General features: G+C 55.4%; 24 protein-coding genes. 16 read left to right on the top strand and 8 right to left on the bottom strand.

Annotated elements, in window-relative coordinates:
- Positions 1–23: 23 nt before the first annotated feature.
- Together ABLU96_RS04255 and trxC are read right to left on the bottom strand one after the other, a co-directional pair.
- Positions 24–722, bottom strand: coding sequence for a tRNA-uridine aminocarboxypropyltransferase (locus tag ABLU96_RS04255; protein WP_064404352.1), 699 nt, complete (start codon positions 720–722; stop codon positions 24–26).
- Positions 723–791: 69 nt separating this feature from the next.
- The gene (gene trxC, locus ABLU96_RS04250) at positions 792–1,217 is read right to left on the bottom strand and encodes a thioredoxin TrxC (protein WP_064404354.1); all 426 of its coding nucleotides are present in this window, start codon (positions 1,215–1,217) and stop codon (positions 792–794) included.
- 203 nt (positions 1,218–1,420) lie between these two features.
- Here trxC and ABLU96_RS04245 point away from each other — a divergent pair, with 203 nt between their 5' ends.
- Positions 1,421–2,494: a tRNA/rRNA methyltransferase gene (locus ABLU96_RS04245; RefSeq protein WP_004123719.1), complete on the top strand. Its 1,074-nt coding sequence runs from the start codon at positions 1,421–1,423 to the stop codon at positions 2,492–2,494.
- Positions 2,495–2,549: 55 nt separating this feature from the next.
- Here the strand turns inward: ABLU96_RS04245 and ung are convergent, their stop codons facing one another.
- Positions 2,550–3,239: a uracil-DNA glycosylase gene (gene ung / locus ABLU96_RS04240; protein ID WP_014230405.1), complete on the bottom strand. Its 690-nt coding sequence runs from the start codon at positions 3,237–3,239 to the stop codon at positions 2,550–2,552.
- Positions 3,240–3,550: 311 nt separating this feature from the next.
- On the opposite strand from ung, the gene grcA reads away from it, so the two are divergent.
- Positions 3,551–3,934 carry an autonomous glycyl radical cofactor GrcA gene (grcA, locus tag ABLU96_RS04235; protein ID WP_004104596.1) on the top strand — a complete coding sequence of 128 codons (384 nt, stop codon included), beginning with the start codon at positions 3,551–3,553 and terminating at the stop codon, positions 3,932–3,934.
- Between the two features lie 45 nt (positions 3,935–3,979).
- Here the strand turns inward: grcA and srmB are convergent, their stop codons facing one another.
- Positions 3,980–5,311, bottom strand: coding sequence for an ATP-dependent RNA helicase SrmB (srmB, locus tag ABLU96_RS04230; protein WP_004853282.1), 1,332 nt, complete (start codon positions 5,309–5,311; stop codon positions 3,980–3,982).
- Between the two features lie 132 nt (positions 5,312–5,443).
- Between srmB and ABLU96_RS04225 the strand changes: the two genes are divergently transcribed.
- A complete protein-coding gene (locus ABLU96_RS04225; protein ID WP_032750910.1) occupies positions 5,444–6,184 on the top strand; it encodes a tRNA1(Val) (adenine(37)-N6)-methyltransferase in 741 nt (246 codons plus the stop codon).
- Here the strand turns inward: ABLU96_RS04225 and nadB are convergent.
- The gene (nadB, locus tag ABLU96_RS04220) at positions 6,169–7,788 is read right to left on the bottom strand and encodes an L-aspartate oxidase (protein WP_004853280.1); all 1,620 of its coding nucleotides are present in this window, start codon (positions 7,786–7,788) and stop codon (positions 6,169–6,171) included. The genes ABLU96_RS04225 and nadB overlap by 16 nt on opposite strands.
- A gap of 424 nt (positions 7,789–8,212) precedes the next feature.
- On the opposite strand from nadB, the gene rpoE reads away from it, so the two are divergent.
- From rpoE to acpS, 11 genes are all read left to right on the top strand, one after another.
- Positions 8,213–8,788: an RNA polymerase sigma factor RpoE gene (gene rpoE, locus ABLU96_RS04215; RefSeq protein ID WP_004104583.1), complete on the top strand. Its 576-nt coding sequence runs from the start codon at positions 8,213–8,215 to the stop codon at positions 8,786–8,788.
- 32 nt (positions 8,789–8,820) lie between these two features.
- Complete coding sequence (gene rseA / locus ABLU96_RS04210; RefSeq protein WP_004853279.1) at positions 8,821–9,471, top strand: anti-sigma-E factor RseA; 651 nt, start codon at positions 8,821–8,823, stop codon at positions 9,469–9,471.
- Positions 9,471–10,427 (top strand): sigma-E factor regulatory protein RseB, encoded by a 957-nt coding sequence (rseB, locus tag ABLU96_RS04205; protein WP_004853278.1) that lies wholly within the window; start codon positions 9,471–9,473, stop codon positions 10,425–10,427. Before rseA ends, rseB begins: the two co-directional genes overlap by 1 nt.
- Positions 10,424–10,903 (top strand): SoxR-reducing system protein RseC, encoded by a 480-nt coding sequence (gene rseC / locus ABLU96_RS04200; RefSeq protein ID WP_049082392.1) that lies wholly within the window; start codon positions 10,424–10,426, stop codon positions 10,901–10,903. Before rseB ends, rseC begins: the two co-directional genes overlap by 4 nt.
- A gap of 185 nt (positions 10,904–11,088) precedes the next feature.
- Positions 11,089–12,888 carry a translation elongation factor 4 gene (gene lepA, locus ABLU96_RS04195; protein WP_004853275.1) on the top strand — a complete coding sequence of 600 codons (1,800 nt, stop codon included), beginning with the start codon at positions 11,089–11,091 and terminating at the stop codon, positions 12,886–12,888.
- A 15-nt stretch (positions 12,889–12,903) separates the two neighbouring features.
- Complete coding sequence (gene lepB, locus ABLU96_RS04190; protein ID WP_025106581.1) at positions 12,904–13,878, top strand: signal peptidase I; 975 nt, start codon at positions 12,904–12,906, stop codon at positions 13,876–13,878.
- Positions 13,879–14,104: 226 nt separating this feature from the next.
- Positions 14,105–14,785, top strand: a complete 681-nt coding sequence (gene rnc, locus ABLU96_RS04185) for a ribonuclease III (RefSeq protein ID WP_004104573.1) — start codon at positions 14,105–14,107, stop codon at positions 14,783–14,785.
- The gene (gene era / locus ABLU96_RS04180) at positions 14,782–15,687 is read left to right on the top strand and encodes a GTPase Era (RefSeq protein WP_004104571.1); all 906 of its coding nucleotides are present in this window, start codon (positions 14,782–14,784) and stop codon (positions 15,685–15,687) included. Before rnc ends, era begins: the two co-directional genes overlap by 4 nt.
- Before the next feature lie 198 nt (positions 15,688–15,885).
- On the top strand, positions 15,886–16,623 hold the full coding sequence (gene recO / locus ABLU96_RS04175) for a DNA repair protein RecO (RefSeq protein ID WP_004853269.1): 738 nt from the start codon (positions 15,886–15,888) through the stop codon (positions 16,621–16,623).
- Between the two features lie 11 nt (positions 16,624–16,634).
- Positions 16,635–17,366, top strand: coding sequence for a pyridoxine 5'-phosphate synthase (gene pdxJ, locus ABLU96_RS04170; RefSeq protein WP_014839220.1), 732 nt, complete (start codon positions 16,635–16,637; stop codon positions 17,364–17,366).
- Positions 17,366–17,746 carry a holo-ACP synthase gene (gene acpS, locus ABLU96_RS04165; protein ID WP_014230399.1) on the top strand — a complete coding sequence of 127 codons (381 nt, stop codon included), beginning with the start codon at positions 17,366–17,368 and terminating at the stop codon, positions 17,744–17,746. Before pdxJ ends, acpS begins: the two co-directional genes overlap by 1 nt.
- A 46-nt stretch (positions 17,747–17,792) precedes the next feature.
- On the opposite strand, the gene ABLU96_RS04160 is transcribed toward acpS, so the two are convergent.
- Both ABLU96_RS04160 and ABLU96_RS04155 read right to left on the bottom strand, forming a co-directional pair.
- The gene (locus ABLU96_RS04160) at positions 17,793–18,053 is read right to left on the bottom strand and encodes a YfhL family 4Fe-4S dicluster ferredoxin (protein ID WP_004114478.1); all 261 of its coding nucleotides are present in this window, start codon (positions 18,051–18,053) and stop codon (positions 17,793–17,795) included.
- A 166-nt stretch (positions 18,054–18,219) separates the two neighbouring features.
- A complete protein-coding gene (locus ABLU96_RS04155) occupies positions 18,220–19,068 on the bottom strand; it encodes a MurR/RpiR family transcriptional regulator (protein ID WP_014230398.1) in 849 nt (282 codons plus the stop codon).
- Positions 19,069–19,277: 209 nt separating this feature from the next.
- Between ABLU96_RS04155 and yfhb the strand changes: the two genes are divergently transcribed.
- Both yfhb and tadA read left to right on the top strand, forming a co-directional pair.
- The gene (gene yfhb / locus ABLU96_RS04150) at positions 19,278–19,913 is read left to right on the top strand and encodes a phosphatidylglycerophosphatase C (protein ID WP_004853258.1); all 636 of its coding nucleotides are present in this window, start codon (positions 19,278–19,280) and stop codon (positions 19,911–19,913) included.
- Between the two features lie 58 nt (positions 19,914–19,971).
- Positions 19,972–20,478, top strand: a complete 507-nt coding sequence (gene tadA, locus ABLU96_RS04145) for a tRNA adenosine(34) deaminase TadA (RefSeq protein WP_014230397.1) — start codon at positions 19,972–19,974, stop codon at positions 20,476–20,478.
- Here the strand turns inward: tadA and mltF are convergent.
- Positions 20,475–22,091 (bottom strand): membrane-bound lytic murein transglycosylase MltF, encoded by a 1,617-nt coding sequence (gene mltF / locus ABLU96_RS04140; protein ID WP_014839219.1) that lies wholly within the window; start codon positions 22,089–22,091, stop codon positions 20,475–20,477. The genes tadA and mltF overlap by 4 nt on opposite strands.
- Positions 22,092–22,179 lie beyond the last annotated feature (88 nt).

Genomic DNA, 22,179 nt, shown 5'->3' with positions numbered 1-22,179 from the left:
TGATCCCCAGTGACCGAATGATTTTAAACGTTTTCTGTCAGTTGTGCTGTGATACTGCCCTTATGCTGAGTTTTTCCTGCCAGGTAGCGCGCTCTGAATAAGCTGAAGTGATCGCCTAGGGCCGTGGCTGCGCTTTCATCCCCCGCGAGATCCAGCAGCGCAATCGCGACTTCGGCAGTACAGTATTGGCCTTCTGCGTGAGCTTCCCGCAGGTGATAAGCGGAGATACGCGACAGATCGACGGAAATCATCGGCAGCGCGTCAAGCCAGGGGCTTTTACGGAACATTTTTCGCGCTTCGGGCCAGGTGCCGTCGAGCATAATAAACAGCGGTGGTTTACCCGGGGGTGGTGAATCAAGTACCTGACGCTCTGGGCCAGCGTAAGAGGCAGGAAAAACCACCATCGGCTGATATTGCGCGTCGGCGACGAGATCGAGAAGCGCCTGCGGCGGTTCGGTTCGTGACCACTGAAAGGCCTCCGTATCCGGCAGTATATCGGCAATCAGGCGACCGGTATTGCTGGGCTTCATTGGCTCGGTATCGAACATCACCAGGCAAAAACGGCTGGCGGCGGCAGCCGGCTTGAGGGTGGCGCAAAGGCACTGCTTCAACGGCAGCAAGCAACGCTGGCAGCGGTGGATACGGTTGCCGCGAGCAAGAAAAGGCCGGGTGGCGCGCGCGAGGCGTTCGGCGCGAAGGCGAAGGACGGCGTTATCAGTCATGGGGATCGCTAAGAAAAAACGCCATTGTCGCAGAGGAGAAAACGGGGCACAAGCGGTGCCCCGTGAGGTTTACTGCTGGCCTGCTTCGTTTAGCCAGCTATCGAAAGGTGCTTTAGGTACGGCACCATTGAGCATGTCGATAACTTCGCCATTTTTAAACATCATAATGGTCGGGATGCTGCGAATGCGGAAGCGAGCGCTCAGTTCACGCTCCATCTCGGTATTCACTTTCACGAAACGCATTTCGCCGCTGCGTTCTTCAGCCACATCTTCAAAGATTGGCGCAAAGTTACGGCAGGGGCCACACCACGGCGCCCAGAAATCAACAACCACGGGCAGATCGTCCTTCAGCAGTTTATCCAGCGTTGCCCCGGTCGCGTTGATCACATCGCCATCAAAAAGATCGTAACCGCAGCGCCCGCATTTCGCGCCATCGGCGCTACGATCGTCGGGGATGCGGTTCAGAGCCTGACAACTGGCACAAACGGTATTCATAACTAACCTCTGGTTATGGGTTGCAGCGCGGCACGTGGCCGATTTGTTTCTGTAATGTTACATATTATCGATGCACTGCGAATAAAGGACAATGAGTTTTATTCAATGAATACGATAGACTCAGGCTTTTAAATGAAATAATGGCTAAGTGATGGCACATCGGGTAATCTGCGCGCTTCGCGCAGCGCAGGTGGAGAAAATGAATGAGCGACGACGAACTGAAAAATAAAAGCGGCAAGGTCAAAGTGATGTATGTCCGCAGTGATGATGATTCTGACCGACGTACCCATAACCCGCGTACCGGGAAGGGCGGGGGACGTCCAGGAAAGTCTCGTGTTGACGGTCGTAACCGCCCCGCGCGCGATGAAAAAGAGAGCCGCGGTGGCGATCGTAAACGTGACGATCGCAAGCGTGAAGGCTTTGGCGGCGAGGGCTCCTCTCCGTGGCGTACCGTATCCCGCGCGCCGGGCGATGAGGCGCCGGTAAAAGCGGATCACGGCGGGATCAGCGGAAAAAGCTTTATCGATCCTGAAGTGCTGCGCCGCCAGCGCGCGGAAGAAACCCGCGTTTATGGTGAAAACGCCTGCCAGGCGCTGTTCCAGAGCCGTCCGGACGCCATCGTTCGCGCCTGGTTTATCCAGAGCGTGACCCCGCGCTTCAAAGAAGCTCTGCGCTGGATGGCGGCGAATCGTAAAGCCTATCACGTGGTCGATGAAGCAGAGCTGGCGAAAGCGTCCGGCACTGAACACCACGGCGGGGTTTGCTTCCTGATTAAAAAGCGCCACGGCACTTCCGTTGAGCAGTGGGTGGCTAAAGCCGACGCTGAAGATTGTGTTCTGGCGCTGGAAGATGTCGGCAACCCGCACAACCTCGGCGCGATTATGCGCAGCTGCGCGCACTTTGGCGTCAAAGGCGTGATTGTGCAGGATGCCGGCGTTATGGAGTCCGGCGCCGCGATTCGTACTGCGGAAGGCGGCGCGGAGCACGTTGAGCCGATTACGGGCGACAGCTTCATCGATACGCTCGAGCGCTTCCGTAAAGCGGGCTACGCGATTGTTTCTACTTCCAGCCATAACGGGACTCCGCTGTTCAAAGCCGAGCTGCCGAAGAAAATGGTGCTGGTGTTAGGGCAGGAGAGTGACGGTCTTTCTGACGCCGCTATCTCCAGCGCCGATCTGAACATCGCGATTGAAGGCACCGGCAACGTTGAAAGCCTGAACGTGTCCGTAGCAACCGGCGTGCTGCTGGCTGAATGGTGGCGGCAGAACAAGGCGTAACACCTTGTCTCAGAGTCAAAATGCCAGCGTAATGCTGGCATTTTCATTTTCAGAGCTATTCGCTTTCAGCCGGTAGCCTGGGCAGCCAGTCAATGGGCGCTTCGCCGCGTTCGGTCAGCCACTGATTCGCCTGCACGAAATGATTACTGCCAAAGAACCCGCGGTGGGCGGAGAGGGGCGACGGGTGCGGCGCTTTGAGCACGCAGTGGCGCTGGCGATCGATTATCGCGCCTTTCTTCTGCGCATGCGAACCCCACAGCAGAAAGACGACGCCTTCCCGATGCTGGTTAATCAGCGAAATGACTTTATCGGTAAAAGTTTCCCAACCGAGGCTGGCGTGAGAGTGCGCTTGTCCGGCACGTACCGTTAATACGGTATTGAGCAGCAACACGCCCTGGCGCGCCCAGCTTTCGAGATAACCGTGAGTCGGGCGCTGAAAGCCTGGTATCGTCCCTTCCAGTTCCTTGTACATATTCAGCAGCGATGGCGGGATCTGAATGCCCGGTAGAACCGAGAAGGCGAGGCCGTGCGCCTGCCCTGGTCCGTGGTAAGGATCCTGGCCGAGAATCACCACTTTAACGTCGCTTAGCTCAGTATAACGAAACGCGTTAAAGACATCTTTTTGCGGGGGATAGATGGTGATTCCCGATTGCCGCTCGTCAGCAACGGTTTTCAGGGTATTAACAAAATAGGGTTGCTGCTTCTCTTCTGCCAGCACGTCATGCCAGGTTAATGGGGCGGTCATTTTGCTCTCCTGCAAAGTGTCATTGCCATAGCTTAACTGCATCTTTCAACATCACAAAATTTGCCCTACGCGATTGACGCTCTTTATGCAAAAAAAATTGAAAACTTACAAATTTATTTGGTAGGCGGCATGGCGTAACTTGATGTAAAACAATAATATCCGCCTATGACCACTTTTGTGATGTGGTTTTTGTTGATTTAAATCAAAGAATGCCGGGTGTACGGCTGATATATATACACTCATAGAACAATGGTTTTACCAATTGGCCGCGAAGGCCAATAATCGAACAAACCCTGCCTGGGAGGCATAAAATGATTACTGGTATCCAAATTACTAAAGCTGCAAACGACGACCTGCTGAACTCTTTCTGGCTGCTGGATAGCGAAAAAGGCGAAGCCCGCTGCCTGTGCGCGAAAGCCGGTTTTGCTGAAGATGACGTGGTTGCAGTGAGCAATCTGGGTGAAATCGAATACCGTGAAATCCCGGTAGACGTGAAGCCTGAAGTCCGCGTTGAAGGCGGTCAGCACCTGAACGTTAACGTGCTGCGTCGCGAAACTCTGCTGGACGCGGTTGAACATCCGGAAAAATACCCGCAGCTGACCATTCGCGTGTCTGGCTATGCGGTACGCTTTAACTCTCTGACTCCGGAACAGCAGCGCGACGTTATCGCCCGTACTTTTACTGAAAGCCTGTAAGATTCCGTTTTAATGTGAAAACGCCGGGATATCCCGGCGTTTTTTTTACTCTTCGTTTGACTTCTGCGGAGCATCCGCTGCGCTTGGTTTACGACGCTTACCAATGTTTTTGGTATCGCGATGGCGTTTTTTCACGCGCGGTTTCTCTTTTTCTTTCTCTTTCTTCTCTGCACGCTTGGCTAAAACCTTCTTGGAAGGTTTACCGGTTTGCTTCTCGCTGGGTGCGCGAGTGGTCGGGCGCAGTTCATCGATGACGCGGGCTTTTAACGGCTCTTCAATATAGCGGCCAATTTTACCCAGCAGCAGATGGTCGTGGGCTTCGACCAGAGAGATGGCCGTTCCCTTTTTACCCGCGCGTCCGGTACGACCGATACGGTGCAGATAGATGTCGGCCGTGCGCGGCAAGTCGAAGTTGAAAACGTGACTGACGTCCGCGATGTCGATCCCGCGCGCGGCAACGTCGGTGGCGATTAACACGTTAATACGGCCATCGGTCAGGCGGCTAATCGCTTCATTACGTTTTGCCTGTACCATCTCACCTTCCAGCCAGCAGGTGTTGATACCCGCTTCACGCAGCCAGCCCGCCAGCTCATGCACGCGCTCGCGCTTACGGACGAAGACGATAGAACGCGTCGCTTCCGGCTGCTTTAGCAGATGGACCAGCAGAGCGGTCTTATGCTTGACGTCATCGGCGCGGTAATACCACTGGTGAATCTTTTTACGCTCGCGGGTGGAGGGAGTCGCAGAGACTTCCACCGGTTCTTCCAGCAGACGCTCAGCAAAATCTTTAATGGCGTCACCTTCGAGGGTGGCGGAGAACAGCATGGTCTGCTTACGCCAGCGGGTTTCACCGGCAATGTGTTCGATATCCTGCGCGAAGCCCATGTCCAGCATGCGGTCCGCTTCATCAAGGATCAGCGTTTCAACGGCGCGGCAATCAAAGTTTTCTTCTTTAATATATTGCAGCAGGCGACCGGTCGTGGCGACCACGATGTCTTGGTTCTCGCTGAACACTTCGGCATGGTTCATATAGGCGACACCGCCGGTGATCGTGGCGATATCCAGATGAGTATGTTTTGCCAGCTCACGCGCATGGTCGGCAACCTGCATCGCCAGTTCGCGCGTGGGGGTCAGGATAAGAATGCGCGGCGGACCAGACTTCTTGCGCGGAAAATCGAGCAGATGCTGCAACGCTGGCAGGAGATACGCCGCCGTTTTACCGGTGCCGGTCGGGGCTGAACCGAGAATATCACGGCCATCAAGCGCAGGCGGAATAGCGGCGGCCTGAATGGCTGTCGGGCGTGTGAAACCTTTATCCTGGAGGGCGTCCAGCAGGTTTTCGTCGAGTTCAAGTTCGGAAAAAGTCGTTACAGTCATGATCTACCTCTGAGTGGACCGCCGATTATAGACGTTACGGACGCAATGTTCATCTGTTTGTAAGGCTATCTGTTCTCCGGTATTGTGCATAGCCTTAAGCTCAGGAGTTTTTTGCCCGCAAGGTTATCGAGGATGTCCCAGTCGAAGTTCGCGCTGCCGCGCAATGGTTTTACGTTTAAGCAGTTTTTTGTCGCCCACGATCGCTGTGCGATGAAAGTGGGTACCGACGGCATTTTACTCGGCGCATGGGCCCCCATCGCTCAGGTTAAGCGCGTGCTGGATATCGGCGCGGGCAGCGGTCTGTTAGCGCTGATGCTCGCGCAGCGAACCGGCGAGACGGTGATTGTGGATGCCGTGGAGCTGGATGAAGAGGCGGCAGAACAAGCGCGAGAAAACGCCGCGGATTCTCCCTGGGCCGAGCGTCTGCAGATTCATCAGGCGGATATTCAGCAATGGCAGCCGCAGCAAACCCGGCGCTATGAGCTGATTGTCAGCAATCCGCCTTTTTTCGCTGAAGGCGTACCTTGCGCCACCTCGCAGCGCGAGCAGGCTCGCTATACCTCCTCCCTCGATCACGCAACATTATTAACCTGCGCCGCCGAGCTTATTACGGAGGAGGGTTTTTTCTGTGTCGTGCTTCCGGTCGACATTGGTAACGCCTTTGTGCAGCGGGCGCAGAATATGGGCTGGCATCTGCGTCTGCGTACCGACGTGGCGGAAACGGAAGTGCGCCCGCCGCATCGGGTTCTGTTGGCTTTTTCGCCGACGGCGGGGGAGGAGTGCTTTAGCGACAGATTGATCATCCGTGGGCCAGAGCAGCAGTATTCCGAAGGATTTACCGCTCTGACCCAGGACTTTTATCTTTTTATGTGAGCCAGCGGCGAGAGCACCGACGGCCCGCTCTCCGGCAACTGGTCAGGATAGTCCAGCGTATAGTGAAGCCCGCGGCTCTCTTTACGCAGCATGGCGCAGCGCACAATCAGCTCGGCAACCTGCACCAGGTTTCGCAGCTCCAGTAAATTATTGGAGACGCGGAAGCGGGCGTAGTATTCGTCCAGTTCCTGCTGCAGCATAGTAATGCGGCGCAGGGCGCGCTCAAGACGGCGGGTGGTGCGCACGATGCCGACATAATCCCACATCAGCAAGCGCAGCTCATGCCAGTTGTGCTGAATCACGACCAGTTCATCAGGTATTTCAACCTGGCTTTCGTCCCATGATGGCAGTTCATTGACTGCCTGCGCGAACGGCAGACGCTTAACGATATCTTCGGCGGCGGACCACCCGTAGACGAGGCACTCAAGCAACGAGTTTGATGCCATCCGGTTAGCGCCGTGTAATCCGGTATAGCTTACTTCACCGATGGCATACAGCCCGTCGACGTCGGTGCGCCCGTGATCGTCAACCATGACGCCGCCGCAGGTGTAGTGCGCGGCAGGAACCACGGGCACCGCTTCTTTTGTCAGATCGATGCCCAGCCCCAGCAGCTTCTCGTAGATCATCGGGAAGTGGTGGCGAATAAATTCTGCCGGTTTATGGCTGATATCCAGATACATGCAGTCAGCGCCAAGGCGCTTCATCTCATGATCGATGGCTCTGGCGACGATATCGCGCGGAGCCAGCTCGCCGCGCTCGTCAAAGTCCGGCATAAACCGCGTGCCATCAGGGCGTTTCAACAGCGCGCCCTCGCCGCGCAGCGCTTCCGTCAGCAGGAAGTTGCGCGCTTGCGGATGGTACAGCGCGGTTGGGTGGAACTGATTAAATTCGAGGTTGGCGACCCGGCAGCCGGCACGCCAGGCCATCGCGATACCATCGCCGGAAGAGACGTCAGGATTCGTCGTATATTGATAAACTTTAGCCGCGCCGCCGGTAGCCAGCACCACGGCCTTTGCGCTACAGGTTTCAACCGCTTCTTTATTACGATTCCAGATCCACGCGCCCACCACCCGGCGCGTGCCGGGCAGGCCGATTTTATCGGAGATAATAAGGTCAACGGCGTTACTGCGTTCCAGTATGCGGATATTAGGGTGGGCCAGCGCCTGGCTCACCAGGGTAGTCTCAACGGCTTTACCGGTCGCATCGGCGGCGTGGAGAATTCTGCGGTGGCTGTGACCTCCCTCGCGGGTCAGATGGTAGCTCTCTTCGCCGTTCGCCTGAACCTGAGTATCAAACAGCACGCCCTGATCGATTAGCCACTGAACGCAGGGTTTAGCGTTGCTCGCCACGAATGAGACCGCATGGCGATCGCAAAGACCCGCTCCGGCTATCAACGTATCCTCGATGTGCGATTCAACGCTATCGGTTTCATCAAATACGGCGGCAATACCGCCCTGAGCGTAGAAAGTAGAACCTTCACTGATAGGGCCTTTGCTGAGAACCGTGACCGCGCAGCGTTCCGCCAGGCGTAAGGCAAGGGATAATCCGGCAGCGCCGCTGCCAATAATCAGCACATCACAGGAGGAATCGGAAGTTGTTTTCATGGCCTTTGTTTAATTTACTAAACACAATAAGCGAACAATAGCACCAGCCAGCGAGAAATCGTACATTTTTTTTACTCAGCGTTGTGAGGACTAAACATAGCGGCGTAATGAGGCGGGCTGTAAATGGAAAAAAGGTTTTGCGAAGCGGCTCGTGAGCTTCAGATTTTATAGTGAAATAAAAGCCGGGTTACGTTACCCTTCTGGCGGGTCTTGCGCTTTTTCTTATTATCTTACATATCGTTTAGCAACCGGGACATATAATGAGAGATAACAATCCGTCAGCCGGTGCCGGACGAAAAACAAAGGCGTAACGGAACTTTATTGTTTTCAGACACTCCAACCCTCTGCTTGCTCACTTGATGCAGTAATTGGGTGGTGTTTTTGAATACGCATGGGAATTGGGTTTGGGGAGACATTACCTCGGATGAGCGAGCAGTTAACGGATCAGGTCCTCGTTGAACGGGTCCAGAAAGGAGATCAGAAAGCATTTAACCTGCTGGTGGTGCGCTATCAGCATAAGGTTGCAAGTCTGGTCTCCCGCTACGTGCCGCCGGGCGATATCGCTGACGTTGTTCAGGAATCGTTCGTTAAAGCATGGCGTGCGCTGGATTCTTTCCGGGGGGATAGCGCTTTTTACACCTGGTTATATCGCATCGCCGTAAACACGGCGAAGAATTATCTGGTTGCTCAGGGACGCCGTCCGCCATCCAGCGATGTTGATGCGAATGATGCTGAAAACTTCGAAAGTGGCGGGGCATTGAAAGAAATTTCGAACCCTGAGAACTTAATGTTGTCAGAAGAGCTGAGACAAATAGTTTTTCGTACCATTGAATCGCTTCCGGAAGATTTACGCATGGCAATTACCTTGCGGGAGCTGGATGGCATGAGCTATGAAGAAATAGCCGCCATCATGGATTGTCCGGTGGGCACAGTGCGTTCGCGTATCTTCCGGGCGCGAGAAGCTATTGATAATAAAGTTCAACCGCTAATCAGGCGTTGACGATAGCGGAATACTGGAAAAGGGTATCAGGCATGCAGAAAGAAAAACTTTCGGCCTTAATGGATGGTGAAACGCTGGATAACGAACTGCTCAACGAGCTGGAGCGTTCATCTGAAATGCAAAAAACCTGGGAGAGCTACCATCTCATCCGCGATACGCTGCGAGGCGATACGAGTGAGGTGCTCCATTTTGATATCTCAGCTCGCGTCATGGCCGCCATTGAAAACGAGCCCGTTCGTCAGACGGTTCCTCTAATTCCTGAATCTCAGCCCGCACCGCACCAGTGGCGTCAGATGCCTTTCTGGCAAAAAGTACGCCCGTGGGCCAGCTCGCTTACCCAGATGGGCGTTGCCGCGTGCGTATCCCTTGCTGTGATTGTCGGCGTTCAGCAGTATAATGGCCAGTCTGATTCATCCCAGCAGCCAGAGGCGCCGGTGTTTAACACCATGCCGATGATGGGTAAGGCCAGCCCGGTCAGCCTGGGCGTGCCGGCGGATGCTTCGGCAGGTAGCGGTCAGCAGGCTCAGGTGCAGGAACAGCGCCGCAGAATTAATGCTATGCTGCAGGACTATGAATTGCAGCGTCGCCTGCATGCGGAACAGCTTCAGTTTGGCCAGGCCCAGACTCAGCAAGCCGCTGTTCAGGTGCCGGGCTATCAAACTTTAGGAACACAATCGCAGTAATGAAGCAACTTTGGTGTGCCATGTCGCTCATGGCAGGCAGCCTGTTCTTCTCCGTCAACGCCTCGGCTGATACATCGTCCGGGGCGTTGTTGCAGCAGATGAACCTGGCCAGCCAGTCCCTTAATTACGAGCTCTCTTTCGTCAGCATCAACAAGCAGGGTGTTGAGTCGCTGCGTTATCGACACGCTAAACTAAACAATCGCACCCTGGCACAGCTGCTCCAGCTTGACGGGCCGCGTCGGGAAGTGGTGCTGCGCGGAACGGAAATCAGCTATTTTGAGCCCGGACTCGATCCTTTCACCCTGAACGGCGACTATATCGTTGATTCGCTGCCTTCATTGGTCTACTCCGACTTTAAACGTCTGTCATCCTATTACGACTTCATTTCCGTGGGGCGGACGCGTATTGCCGATCGTTTATGCGATGTTGTGCGCGTCGTGGCTCGCGATGGCACCCGCTATAGCTATATCGCATGGTTAGATGCTGAAACTAAGCTGCCTCTGCGCGTTGATCTGCTTGATCGCGACGGCGAAACGCTTGAGCAGTTCCGCGTCGTCTCGTTCAACGTTGGCGATAACGTTAGCGCCAGTATGGAAACCCTGTCTAAGGCTAACCTGCCTCCGCAGCTGTCGGTGCCGGAAGGGGGCAATAAGGCCAACTTTAACTGGGCGCCAACCTGGCTGCCGCAGGGCGTGGCCGAAGTCTCCAGCAGCCAGCGTCGTCTGCCCACTTTCGATGGCCCGGTAGAGTCCCGTTTGTATTCCGACGGGCTGTTTAGTTTCTCTGTCAATATCAATCGCGCCACGGCAAATAGCAGCGATCAGCTGCTGCGTACCGGCCGTCGTACCGTGGCGACTACCGTGCGTGATAACGCAGAGATAACCATCGTTGGCGAGCTGCCGCCGCAAACGGCGAAGCGTATTTCCGATAGTATTAAATTCAGGGCAGTACAATGATTAAAGAGTGGGCGACGGTCGTTTCCTGGCAAAATGGCGTTGCGCTGGTGCACTGCGATGTGAAAGCCTCCTGCAGCAGCTGTGCTTCTCGCGCCGGTTGCGGAAGCCGGGTGCTGAATAAGCTTGGGCCGCAAACCAGCCATACCCTTAGCGTCCCCTGCGAACAGCCGCTGTCGGCCGGGCAAAAAGTCGAACTGGGCATTGCCGAAAGCAGCCTGCTCGGGTCGGCGGTATTGGTTTATATGGCGCCGTTAGTCGGTTTGTTCGTGATGGCATCGATATTCCAGGTGCTGTTTGCCAACGACTTTGCCTCGCTTTGCGGGGCAATTTTGGGCGGCGTTGGCGGGTTTCTGGTCGCTCGCGGTTTTTCGCCTGGCTTAGCCTCCCGGCAGTCGTGGCAGCCGGTTATTATCAGCGTCGGTTTACCGCCAGATTTAGTCCGCATCGAGACGCCTTCCTCCCAGCTGGGTCAGTGATTTCACTGGCCCTTATCTTTATTTACAACTCCCGCAGGAACTCATCATTTACTCCGGTTATGCTAGCGGTAAGAGCATTTCCTGGTTTCGTGGATGTAGTGTAGAATGCGGCGTTTTCGGATTAAAAAACGTCAGGCACAGAACAGCGGCCTCATGATTCGCGTAAGGCATAATTAACTCTAAATATGAAGAATATACGTAACTTTTCAATCATCGCTCACATCGACCACGGTAAGTCGACATTGTCTGACCGTATTATCCAGATTTGCGGTGGCCTTTCCGATCGTGAAATGGCAGCCCAGGTTCTGGACTCCATGGATCTTGAACGTGAGCGCGGTATCACTATCAAGGCGCAGAGCGTCACCCTGGATTACAAAGCAACTGATGGCGAAACCTATCAGCTGAACTTTATCGACACCCCCGGCCACGTCGACTTCTCTTATGAAGTTTCTCGTTCGCTTGCCGCCTGTGAAGGCGCTTTGCTGGTGGTTGATGCCGGCCAGGGCGTCGAAGCCCAGACGCTGGCTAACTGCTATACGGCGATGGAAATGGACCTTGAAGTCGTACCGGTCCTGAACAAAATTGACCTGCCCGCAGCCGATCCGGAACGCGTAGCGGAAGAGATTGAAGACATCGTTGGTATTGATGCCACCGATGCGGTGCGCTGTTCAGCGAAGACCGGCGTTGGCGTACCGGACGTGCTGGAGCGCCTGGTGCGCGATATTCCGCCGCCGGAAGGCGATCCGGAAGCGCCGCTGCAGGCTCTGATTATCGACTCCTGGTTTGATAACTACCTCGGCGTCGTTTCTCTGGTGCGTATCAAAAACGGTACCATGCGCAAAGGCGATAAAATTAAGGTGATGAGTACCGGGCAGGTGTATAACGCCGATCGCCTGGGCATCTTCACGCCGAAGCAGGTGGACCGTACCGAGCTGAAATGCGGCGAGGTAGGCTGGCTGGTTTGCGCCATTAAAGACATCCTCGGCGCGCCGGTCGGCGATACGCTGACGCTTGCGCGCAACCCGGCAGATAAAGCGCTGCCCGGCTTTAAAAAGGTGAAACCGCAGGTCTATGCCGGCCTGTTCCCGGTCAGCTCCGATGATTATGAAAACTTCCGCGACGCGCTGGGCAAACTGAGCCTCAACGATGCTTCTCTGTTCTATGAGCCGGAAAGCTCTACGGCGCTGGGCTTCGGTTTCCGCTGCGGCTTCCTGGGTCTTCTGCATATGGAGATCATCCAGGAGCGCCTGGAGCGTGAATACGATCTGGATCTGATCACCACGGCGCCGACGGTAGTCTATGAAGTCGAAACCACCTCGAAAGAGGTTATCTACGTCGACAGCCCGTCGAAGCTGCCGCCGCTGAACAATATTCAGGAGCTGCGCGAGCCAATCGCGGAGTGTCACATGCTGCTGCCGCAGGAGTTTTTGGGCAACGTCATCACCCTGTGTATCGAAAAACGCGGCGTACAGACCAACATGGTCTACCACGGCAATCAGGTTGCGCTGACCTATGAAATCCCGATGGCGGAAGTGGTGCTCGACTTCTTCGACCGACTGAAGTCTACCTCCCGCGGCTATGCGTCGCTGGACTACAACTTCAAGCGCTTCCAGGCTTCCAACATGGTGCGTGTGGATGTGTTGATTAATGGCGAGCGTGTGGATGCGCTGGCGCTGATCACGCATAACGATAATGCGCCGTACCGTGGCCGCGAACTGGTAGAGAAGATGAAAGAGCTGATCCCGCGTCAGCAGTTCGATATCGCTATCCAGGCTGCCATCGGCAACCATATTATTGCCCGCTCTACCGTCAAACAGCTGCGTAAAAACGTTCTGGCGAAATGCTATGGCGGCGACGTCAGCCGTAAGAAAAAGCTGCTGCAGAAGCAGAAAGACGGTAAGAAACGCATGAAGCAGGTCGGTAACGTTGAGCTTCCGCAGGAAGCGTTCCTCGCCATTCTGCACGTTGGTAAAGACGGCAAATAACCCTAAGGAGTTGGCATGGCGAACATGTTTGCCCTGATCCTGGTCATCGCTACTGTGGTGACGGGTCTGTTGTGGTGCCTGGATAAGTTTATCTTTGCGCCAAAACGTCGCGAAAGTCAGGCCGCTGCGCAGGCGGCGACCGGCGACCAGTTGGACAAGAAAACGCTGAAAAAGGTCGGCCCGAAACCGGGCTGGCTGGAAACCGGCGCGTCAATCTTCCCGGTACTGGCGATTGTGCTGGTGGTTCGCTCATTCATTTATGAGCCCTTCCAGATCCCCTCCGGCTCGATGATGCCGACGCTGCTGATCGGCGATTTTATTCTGGTTGAGAAGTTTGCCTACGGCATTAAAGATCCGATTTACCAGAAAACGCTGATCGAAACCGGACATCCGAAGCGCGGCGATATTGTCGTCTTTAAATATCCGCAAGATCCGCGCCTGGATTATATCAAGCGTGCGGTCGGTTTACCGGGTGATAAAGTGACTTACGATCCGATTGCCAAGCAGGTCACTATCCAGCCGGGCTGTAGTTCTGGCCAGGCCTGCGGCAACGCGCTGCCGGTCACTTACTCCAACGTTGAGCCGAGCGATTTCGTACAGACCTTCTCCCGCAGCAACGGCGGCGAAGCGACCAGCGGTTTCTGGCAACTGCCGAAAGGCGAGACGAAAGCCGATGGCATCCGTCTGACCGAACGTAAAGAGACGCTGGGCGAAGTGACCCACCGTATATTGACCGTACCGATTGCTCAGGACCAGGTGGGGATGTATTACCATCAGTCCGGTCTGCCGCTGGCGACCTGGATTGTCCCGCCGGGGCAGTATTTTATGATGGGTGACAACCGCGATAACAGCGCCGATAGCCGTTATTGGGGCTTTGTGCCGGAAGCGAATCTGGTGGGTAAAGCAACCGCAATCTGGATGAGTTTCGAAAAACAGGAAGGCGAATGGCCTACCGGCGTACGTTTATCGCGTATCGGTGGTATCCAGTAAATTTTTCCTGCTTTATTCACGCTGCCGACGCAATAACGGCAGCGTGAATTATTTAAAATTTAAATCTATTCAAACTAACGACATCCCTTGTCGTTGCGTATAGAATATCCCCCCGAAGTTTTAGGTTGTCTCTCGTAAGATTGACACAGCACACGAAACCGCGTTGGTTTTTACTCAGGTCGGTTTCGTGTGCTGCATTTTTGACGCATTCATCTATTGGTAACGCATGAACCCCATCGTAATTAATCGGCTTCAACGGAAGCTGGGCTACACTTTTCATCATCAGGAGCTGTTGCAACAGGCATTAACTCACCGCAGTGCCAGCAGCAAACATAATGAGCGCCTGGAATTTTTAGGCGACTCAATATTGAGCTTTGTGATCGCGAACGCGCTCTATCATCGTTTCCCTCGGGTAGACGAAGGCGATATGAGCCGCATGCGCGCGACCCTGGTACGAGGCAACACGCTGGCAGAAATTGCCCGCGAGTTCGAATTAGGTGAATGTCTGCGTCTTGGGCCGGGTGAACTGAAAAGCGGGGGCTTTCGCCGTGAATCTATACTGGCGGACACCGTTGAAGCGTTAATCGGCGGGATTTTCCTCGACAGCGATATTCAGAACGTTGAGCGCCTTATTCTCTCCTGGTACCAGAGTCGTCTGGATGAAATCAGCCCGGGTGACAAGCAAAAAGATCCGAAGACGCGCTTGCAGGAGTATCTGCAGGGGCGCCATCTGCCGCTGCCGTCTTACCTGGTGGTACAGGTTCGCGGTGAAGCGCACGATCAGGAATTTACTATCCACTGCCAGGTTAGCGGCCTGAGTGAACCGGTGGTTGGCACGGGTTCTAGCCGTCGCAAGGCGGAGCAGGCTGCCGCCGAACAGGCGCTGAAAAAGCTGGAGCTGGAATGAGCGAAGAAAAGAACTACTGCGGATTTATTGCCATCGTTGGTCGTCCAAACGTGGGCAAATCCACATTGCTGAACAAGCTGCTCGGGCAGAAGATCTCGATTACTTCCCGAAAAGCGCAGACGACGCGTCACCGCATCGTTGGTATTCATACTGAAGGCCCGTATCAGGCGATCTACGTCGATACCCCGGGCCTGCATATGGAAGAAAAACGCGCGATTAACCGCCTGATGAACAAAGCGGCAAGCAGCTCCATTGGCGACGTAGAGCTGGTTATTTTCGTCGTTGAAGGTACCCGCTGGACGCCGGACGACGAGATGGTGCTCAACAAGCTGCGCGATGGTAAAGCGCCGGTGATTCTGGCGGTCAACAAAGTCGATAACGTACAGGAAAAAGCCGATCTTCTGCCGCACCTGCAGTTCCTTGGCAGCCAGATGAACTTCCTTGATATCGTGCCGATTTCCGCGGAAACGGGGCTGAACGTTGATACCATCGCCGGTATCGTGCGTAAGCATCTGCCGGAAGCGATTCATCACTTCCCGGAAGATTACATCACCGACCGCTCTCAGCGCTTTATGGCTTCCGAGATCATTCGTGAAAAGCTGATGCGTTTCCTCGGCGCTGAACTGCCGTATTCCGTTACCGTGGAAATCGAACGTTTTGTAACCAACGAGCGCGGCGGCTACGATATCAACGGTCTGATTCTGGTTGAGCGTGAAGGGCAGAAGAAGATGGTGATTGGCAACAAAGGGGCCAAAATCAAAACCATCGGTATCGAAGCGCGTAAAGACATGCAGGATATGTTTGAAGCGCCGGTTCACCTCGAGCTGTGGGTGAAAGTGAAGTCCGGCTGGGCTGATGACGAACGCGCGCTGCGCAGTCTCGGTTACGGCGACGATCTCTAAGTTTGGATACTCTATGGCTTTCGAGGTGCAGGACAAAACACAAAGTGTTTTGAACAGCGCTTGCGCTGGCTGCGAAGGAGCGAGGCCAGAGGCTGAGTCACGCGGCAAGACCGCGAGTCCCCGGAAGCTTACTTCAGTAAGTGACTGGGGTGAGTGGGCGCAGCCAACGCACCTGCGGCTTGAAAGACGACGAGTATGATGGAAGGCTGGCAACGCGCTTTCGTACTGCATAGCCGTCCCTGGAGCGAAACCAGCCTGATGCTGGACGTCTTCACGGAAGAGTCCGGCCGCGTGCGCCTTGTGGCTAAAGGCGCACGTTCCAAACGTTCGAACCTCAAAGGCGCGCTTCAGCCTTTTACTCCCTTACTGCTTCGCTTTGGCGGGCGCGGCGAAGTCAAAACGCTGCGCAGCGCGGAAGCCGTCTCGCTGGCGCTCCCTCTCAGCGGTATCACGCTCTACAGCGGCCTTTACGTCAACGAACTTCTCTCTCGCGTGCTTGAGCATGAAACGCGCTTTTCCGAACTCTTCTTCGATTATTTGCACTGTATCCAGTCTCTGGCTGGCGCAAGCGGCTCGCCGGAACCGGCGCTACGGCGTTTTGAACTGGCGCTGCTGGGGCATCTGGGATATGGCGTGGATTTCCTGCACTGCGCCGGCAGCGGAGAAGCGGTTGACGACGCAATGACCTATCGCTACCGTGAAGAAAAAGGCTTTATCGCCAGCGTGGTTATTGATAACAACACCTTTACCGGGCACCATCTTAAGGCGCTGGCGAGCCGTGAATTTCCGGACAGCGATGCGCTGCGCGCGGCAAAGCGTTTCACCCGTATCGCCCTGAAGCCCTATCTGGGCGGGAAGCCGCTAAAAAGTCGCGAGCTTTTTCGTCAGTTTTTGCCCGCGCGGGCAGCGCGAGCCGATAAAACAAATAACGATTAACGAGGATTGTCATGGCTGAATTACTGTTGGGGGTCAATATTGACCACATTGCGACATTACGCAACGCTCGCGGTACCGCTTATCCGGATCCGGTACAGGCGGCCTTTATCGCCGAGCAGGCCGGCGCTGACGGTATTACCGTCCATCTGCGCGAAGATCGTCGCCATATTACCGATCGCGATGTCCGTATTTTGCGCCAGACGCTGGATACCCGCATGAACCTTGAGATGGCGGTGACGGAAGAGATGCTGAAGATTGCCTGTGAGACTCAGCCCCATTTTTGCTGCCTGGTACCGGAAAAACGTCAGGAAGTGACCACCGAAGGTGGACTGGACGTGGCGGGCCAGATCGACAAAATGCGCGACGCCTGTAAACGCCTTGCCGATGCCGGTATCCTGGTTTCGCTGTTTATTGACGCGGACAACGCGCAAATTAAGGCGGCAGCGGACGTTGGCGCGCCTTATATCGAAATTCACACCGGATGCTACGCTGATGCGCAAACCGACGCTGAGCAGGCAAAAGAGCTGGAGCGTATTGCCAAAGCGGCGACCTATGCCGCCAGCCTGGGGCTGAAGGTTAATGCCGGTCACGGTTTGACCTACCATAACGTGAAGGCCATTGCCGCGCTGCCGGAAATGCACGAGCTGAACATCGGCCACGCGATTATTGGCCGTGCGGTGATGAGCGGCCTGAAAGAGGCGGTGGCGGAAATGAAGCGCTTGATGCAGGAAGCGCGCGCCTGATGGCCATTCTCGGACTGGGTACTGATATTGTAGAAATTGCCCGTATTGAAGCGGTAATTGCCCGCAGCGGCGATCGTCTGGCGCGTCGCGTCCTGAGCGATAGCGAGTGGGCGATATGGGAACAGCATCAGCAGCCGGTCCGTTTTCTGGCCAAGCGTTTTGCCGTTAAAGAAGCGGCGGCCAAGGCGCTTGGTACCGGCATCCGCAATGGGCTGGCGTTTAATCAGTTTGAGGTTTACAACGACGAGCTGGGTAAGCCAAAGCTGCGATTGTGGGGCGAAGCGAAGAGTCTGGCCGAGCGCATGGGCGTAAGCAGCATTCACGTGACGCTGGCCGACGAGCGTCACTATGCCTGCGCCACGGTGATTATCGAAAGCTAGAGTGTTACAGGCCGGAGAGGTCGGTTAACGCCGCCATCCGGCAATATCACAGTTTGTCCGCGTGGTGCAGCAGGACAAACTTATCCCACAGCTGCTCTTCATTTTCGTTATGGGCCGGATCTTTCAGAATGGTATTTGGGATCGGGCACACCTTCTGGCAGGTCGGCGTATCATAGTGGCCAACGCATTCGGTGCAGCGATCGCTGTTAATTTCATAAATGCTATCACCCATGGATATCGCCTCATTCGGGCACTCCGGCTCGCACATATCGCAGTTGATGCATTTTTTGGTGATTAACAGCGCCATCAGGAAATTCTCAGAAACAACACAAACAGGGCGGGCATTATACGCCCATTTTTCGCCCGGGCCAGCTCTTTTCAACCGCGGTGCGACCATCCGCAGCGGAGAAATTTTGCCCGGCCTGAGCCAATAAGAGAGTGTGTGCTTTTGACAGCGGGCAGGGCACTCGGGGTTACACCAGCTTTTTCACCAGCGCTTCGCTATGGCGAATCCGCTCCGGAGCGTGCTCAAGATCCTGCTGCACCAGCCCCATAAACAGAAGATCGGTCAACATCATTTGCGCGCTGGTGGAGGAGATCGCGGCGCTACGCGTGGCCTGCTCTTCCGCAATGGTGTACAGGCACAGCGTCGCCTGCTGCTGAAGCGCGTTGGGGTTAAAGCCGGTGATCGCCAGGATCTGGCTTCCTACCCGCAGCGCTTCACCGGCCGCCATATTGATCTCGCGTCGTTCACCGGAATAGGAGATGGCCAGCAGCAGATCGTCCGGAGACATCGCCTGTACCGTCGCCAGCAGGGCGTGCATATCCTGTTCTGATACCGCGTTAATACCGATTTTCATCAGCTTCCAGCTAAAGTTTCTCGCCACCAGGCCCGACGCGCCGATGCCGGTAATGATGACCCGACGGGCGTGGCGCAACAGCGTGACGGCTTCCAGCAGCTTCTCTTCGGTGTTGACGTCCAGCGAGGCGTGCATGGCCGCGACGTTATCCTTAATCAGCTTTTCGCCAACCAGGCGCAGGGGATCGTCGCCGCGAATCTGGTTATGCACCGGTACGGATTGCGGAGTCGGCGCGCTTGCCAGGGCTTCGCTCAACGCCAGCTTTAACGCCGGGAAGCCTTTGAACCCCATCTTCTGCGCAAATTTCACTACGCTTGACTGGCTGACGCCGGCTTCGCCCGCCAGCTGCTGCGAGCTGAGGTGGCGGGTTTGATCCGGTTGAGCCAGAATGAAATCGGCCAGTTTTTTATCGCTTGCGGCCAACGTCGGATAGCGCTGGCGAATACGGGTCAAACAGTTCATAGCGGCTCCGGAGGACAGCTTCACCCTCGGCTGAAAGAATTTTGTATTCGATTATAAGAGGATTATCGCGAATTAAAAATTCTGTGCCTAAGATTTCTCGGCAAAGACGTTTTCTTAATACGGATTCAACAGCAGCGTATGTTTTCGCTGTTGGCGACGTAAGGCTGTTAAGCTATTGGTTATCATGCGATCGTTCAGGGGAGTGGGTTTTGAATAGCAGCACGCGGAGAGTGGTTTTCTTTGATCTGGATGGAACCTTGCATCAGCAGGATATGTTCGGCAGCTTTTTGCGCTATGCCCTGCGCCATCAGCCGCTGAACGCGCTGCTGCTGCTTCCTTTATTGCCGGTTATCGCGGCCGGACTGATGTTATACGGTCGCGCCGCGCGCTGGCCGATGAGCCTGCTGCTCTGGGCATCAACCTTCGGACGCAGCGAGCAGCAGCTTAAACGCCTGGAGGCCAATTTTGTTCGCTGGTTTCGCCAGCACGTCACGGCATTCCCGGTTGTTCAGGCGCGGCTTAAACATTATCTGACCAGCACGGACGCTGACGTCTGGCTGATCACCGGTTCGCCGCAGTCGCTGGTTGAACAGGTCTATTTTGATACCGCCTGGCTGCCGCGGGTGAATCTGATCGCCAGCCGAATGGAGCGACGCTACGGCGGCTGGGGGTTAACCCTGCGCTGTCTCGGTAATGAAAAAGTGACGCAGCTGGAACAAAAGATCGGCGCACCGCTGCGCTTGTATAGCGGCTACAGCGACAGCGAGCAGGACAACCCGCTGCTCTCTTTTTGCCAGCACCGCTGGCGGGTGACGCCGCAGGGCGATCTTCAGCAGTTAGAATAGTGTGTAATACATAGCGCCCATGTATAATGCGCCCCGCTTTTCTGCAGGAGTGCCCGCTTTGTCTGACCATGAATTAAATGATGAATACTGGATGCGTCACGCCCTGACGCTGGCCAAACGCGCCTGGGAAGAGGGCGAGGTGCCGGTCGGCGCCGTGCTGGTGCATAATCATCAGGTCATCGGCGAGGGCTGGAACCGGCCCATCGGCCGCCACGATCCCACCGCGCACGCCGAGATTATGGCGCTGCGTCAGGGCGGGCTGGTGTTGCAAAACTATCGCCTGATTGACGCAACGCTGTACGTTACTCTCGAGCCCTGCGTGATGTGCGCCGGCGCAATGGTGCATAGCCGTATTTCCCGGCTGGTGTTTGGCGCCAGGGATGCGAAAACCGGCGCCGCCGGGTCGCTGATTGATGTGCTGCATCATCCGGGCATGAACCATCGGGTAGAAATAGCGGAAGGTGTTATGGCGGAGGCCTGTTCCGGCATGCTGAGCGATTTCTTCCGCTGGCGGCGGGAAGAGAAAAAAGCGCTAAAGCGAGCTGGCCAACAGGCGCAAGATTAATGCCCCATTCCGGGGATTTTTAATTTTGCGTTATCGACCAGCGTTTCGGCGCGAAAGTTAAAAAAGGACCTGGTGTACTGCTCTTCTTTATCCAGCTCATCCGGCATGACCGCCGGATAGTGTTCACCTAAGGCCGCCATCTGCGCGTCTTTTTTCTCTTTTTCAGAGAGATAGCCCACGAGGCTGATATGATATTTGCGGATATTTTCGACGTAGGCGTAGGCTTCGTGCCCGCGTGCAAATCCGTACTTCAGTCGGCTGTAGTAGTTTTTCTGGCTTAGCAGCGGCAGACGCTGCTTCACATCCGCCCAGCTATTCGGGTTGCCTTTCTGCTTTTTGGTCAGCGCCATCGCGTCAAGCATGTGCGCGTAGCCCATATTATAAGCCGCCAGCGCAAACCAGATGCGCTCGTCCTGTGGGACCGACTCCGGCACTTTATTCATCATGTCCTGTAAATAACGCATGCCGCCGTCGAGGCTTTGCTCGGCGTCGGTACGATCGGTCAGGCCCAGGCTTTGCGCCGTATTGCGGGTCAGCATCATTATCCCGCGAACGCCCGTCGGAGAGGTGGCCTGCGGATCCCAGTGCGATTCCTGCCATGAGATAGCCGCCAGCAGCCGCCAGTCTATCTGTCGGGCGTATTTTTCAAACATCGGCTGCAGGTCAGGGAGGACGCTCTCCACGGCGCGCAGGAAGGTGCGGGTGTCAACGTAGTCAAAATCGTTGCCGTGGCCGAGGTATTTCTCCTCCAGCCTCGCCAGGGTGCCATCTTCGTTAATGTTATTGAAGAAATCGAGCATTGCCGCCGGCAGGGAATTATCCTCACCTTTTTCGCTAAACCAGGTGACCGGCTGTTCGTCGCTGATATCGAGGGCGACGGCCAGCTCCGGGTGGACGCGCTGGAACAGACTGACGGCGACCGAATCAGCGACGGTATAGTCGAGTTTGCCATCGATAACCGCCTGCATCAGCGCCGTCGTGCCGCGCTTATCGTCCACGTGCCACTCAAGGTCGGGATATTTTTGCTTTTTCAATGCCTGGAGATCGTTAATCGCCACGTGTCCGGGAGCGATGGCCAGCTGCGCGGCGGTGATGTTTGCCAGGGTGCGCGGACGCAGGTTGCCTTTGCGATACACCAGCTGTTGCGAAACGGAATAGTAGGTCGGCCCGACCTGATAGTTTTTCACCCGCTCGGAGTTGTAGACCAGCCCGGCTGCCAGCATGTCGGCTTTGCCTTCATCGAGGTCGTCGAATAGCTGGCTGATATTCTGCCTGACGGTGACTTTGAGCTCGACGCCGAGGTAGTCGGCAAACTGCTGCGCCAGCTCATAATCAAAACCATAGGTCTTGTCATTGATGGTCGCGAAGGTCATCGGCGAATTAATGGTGCTGATTCGCAGTTCTCCGCGCGCCATGATCCCCGCCACGCGGTTTTCTGGTTTTCCCATCCACGGGAGAGACGGCCACAGGGCAGCCGCCAGCAGGAGGGTCACAATGCCGATGAGCAGATAATTAATCTTTAATTTTTTCAGATAGTTAATCTTCTGCAGCTTCGCGTTCCTCAGCAGATTATGACCAGAAAAAGTAAAAGGTTGTCCTGGAATGAGCGGCATTTTGCTTAAGAATGCGCCAGTTGGCAACTTATTCGCGAGATGAGTCACATTAATTGATAAACCCCGGCAATCATTTTATTTCTACGCA

The sequence above is a fragment of the Klebsiella sp. CN_Kp106 genome (assembly GCF_040064575.1).
Lineage (GTDB): Bacteria > Pseudomonadota > Gammaproteobacteria > Enterobacterales > Enterobacteriaceae > Klebsiella > Klebsiella michiganensis.
This window is presented reverse-complemented; position numbering and strand designations above follow the sequence as displayed.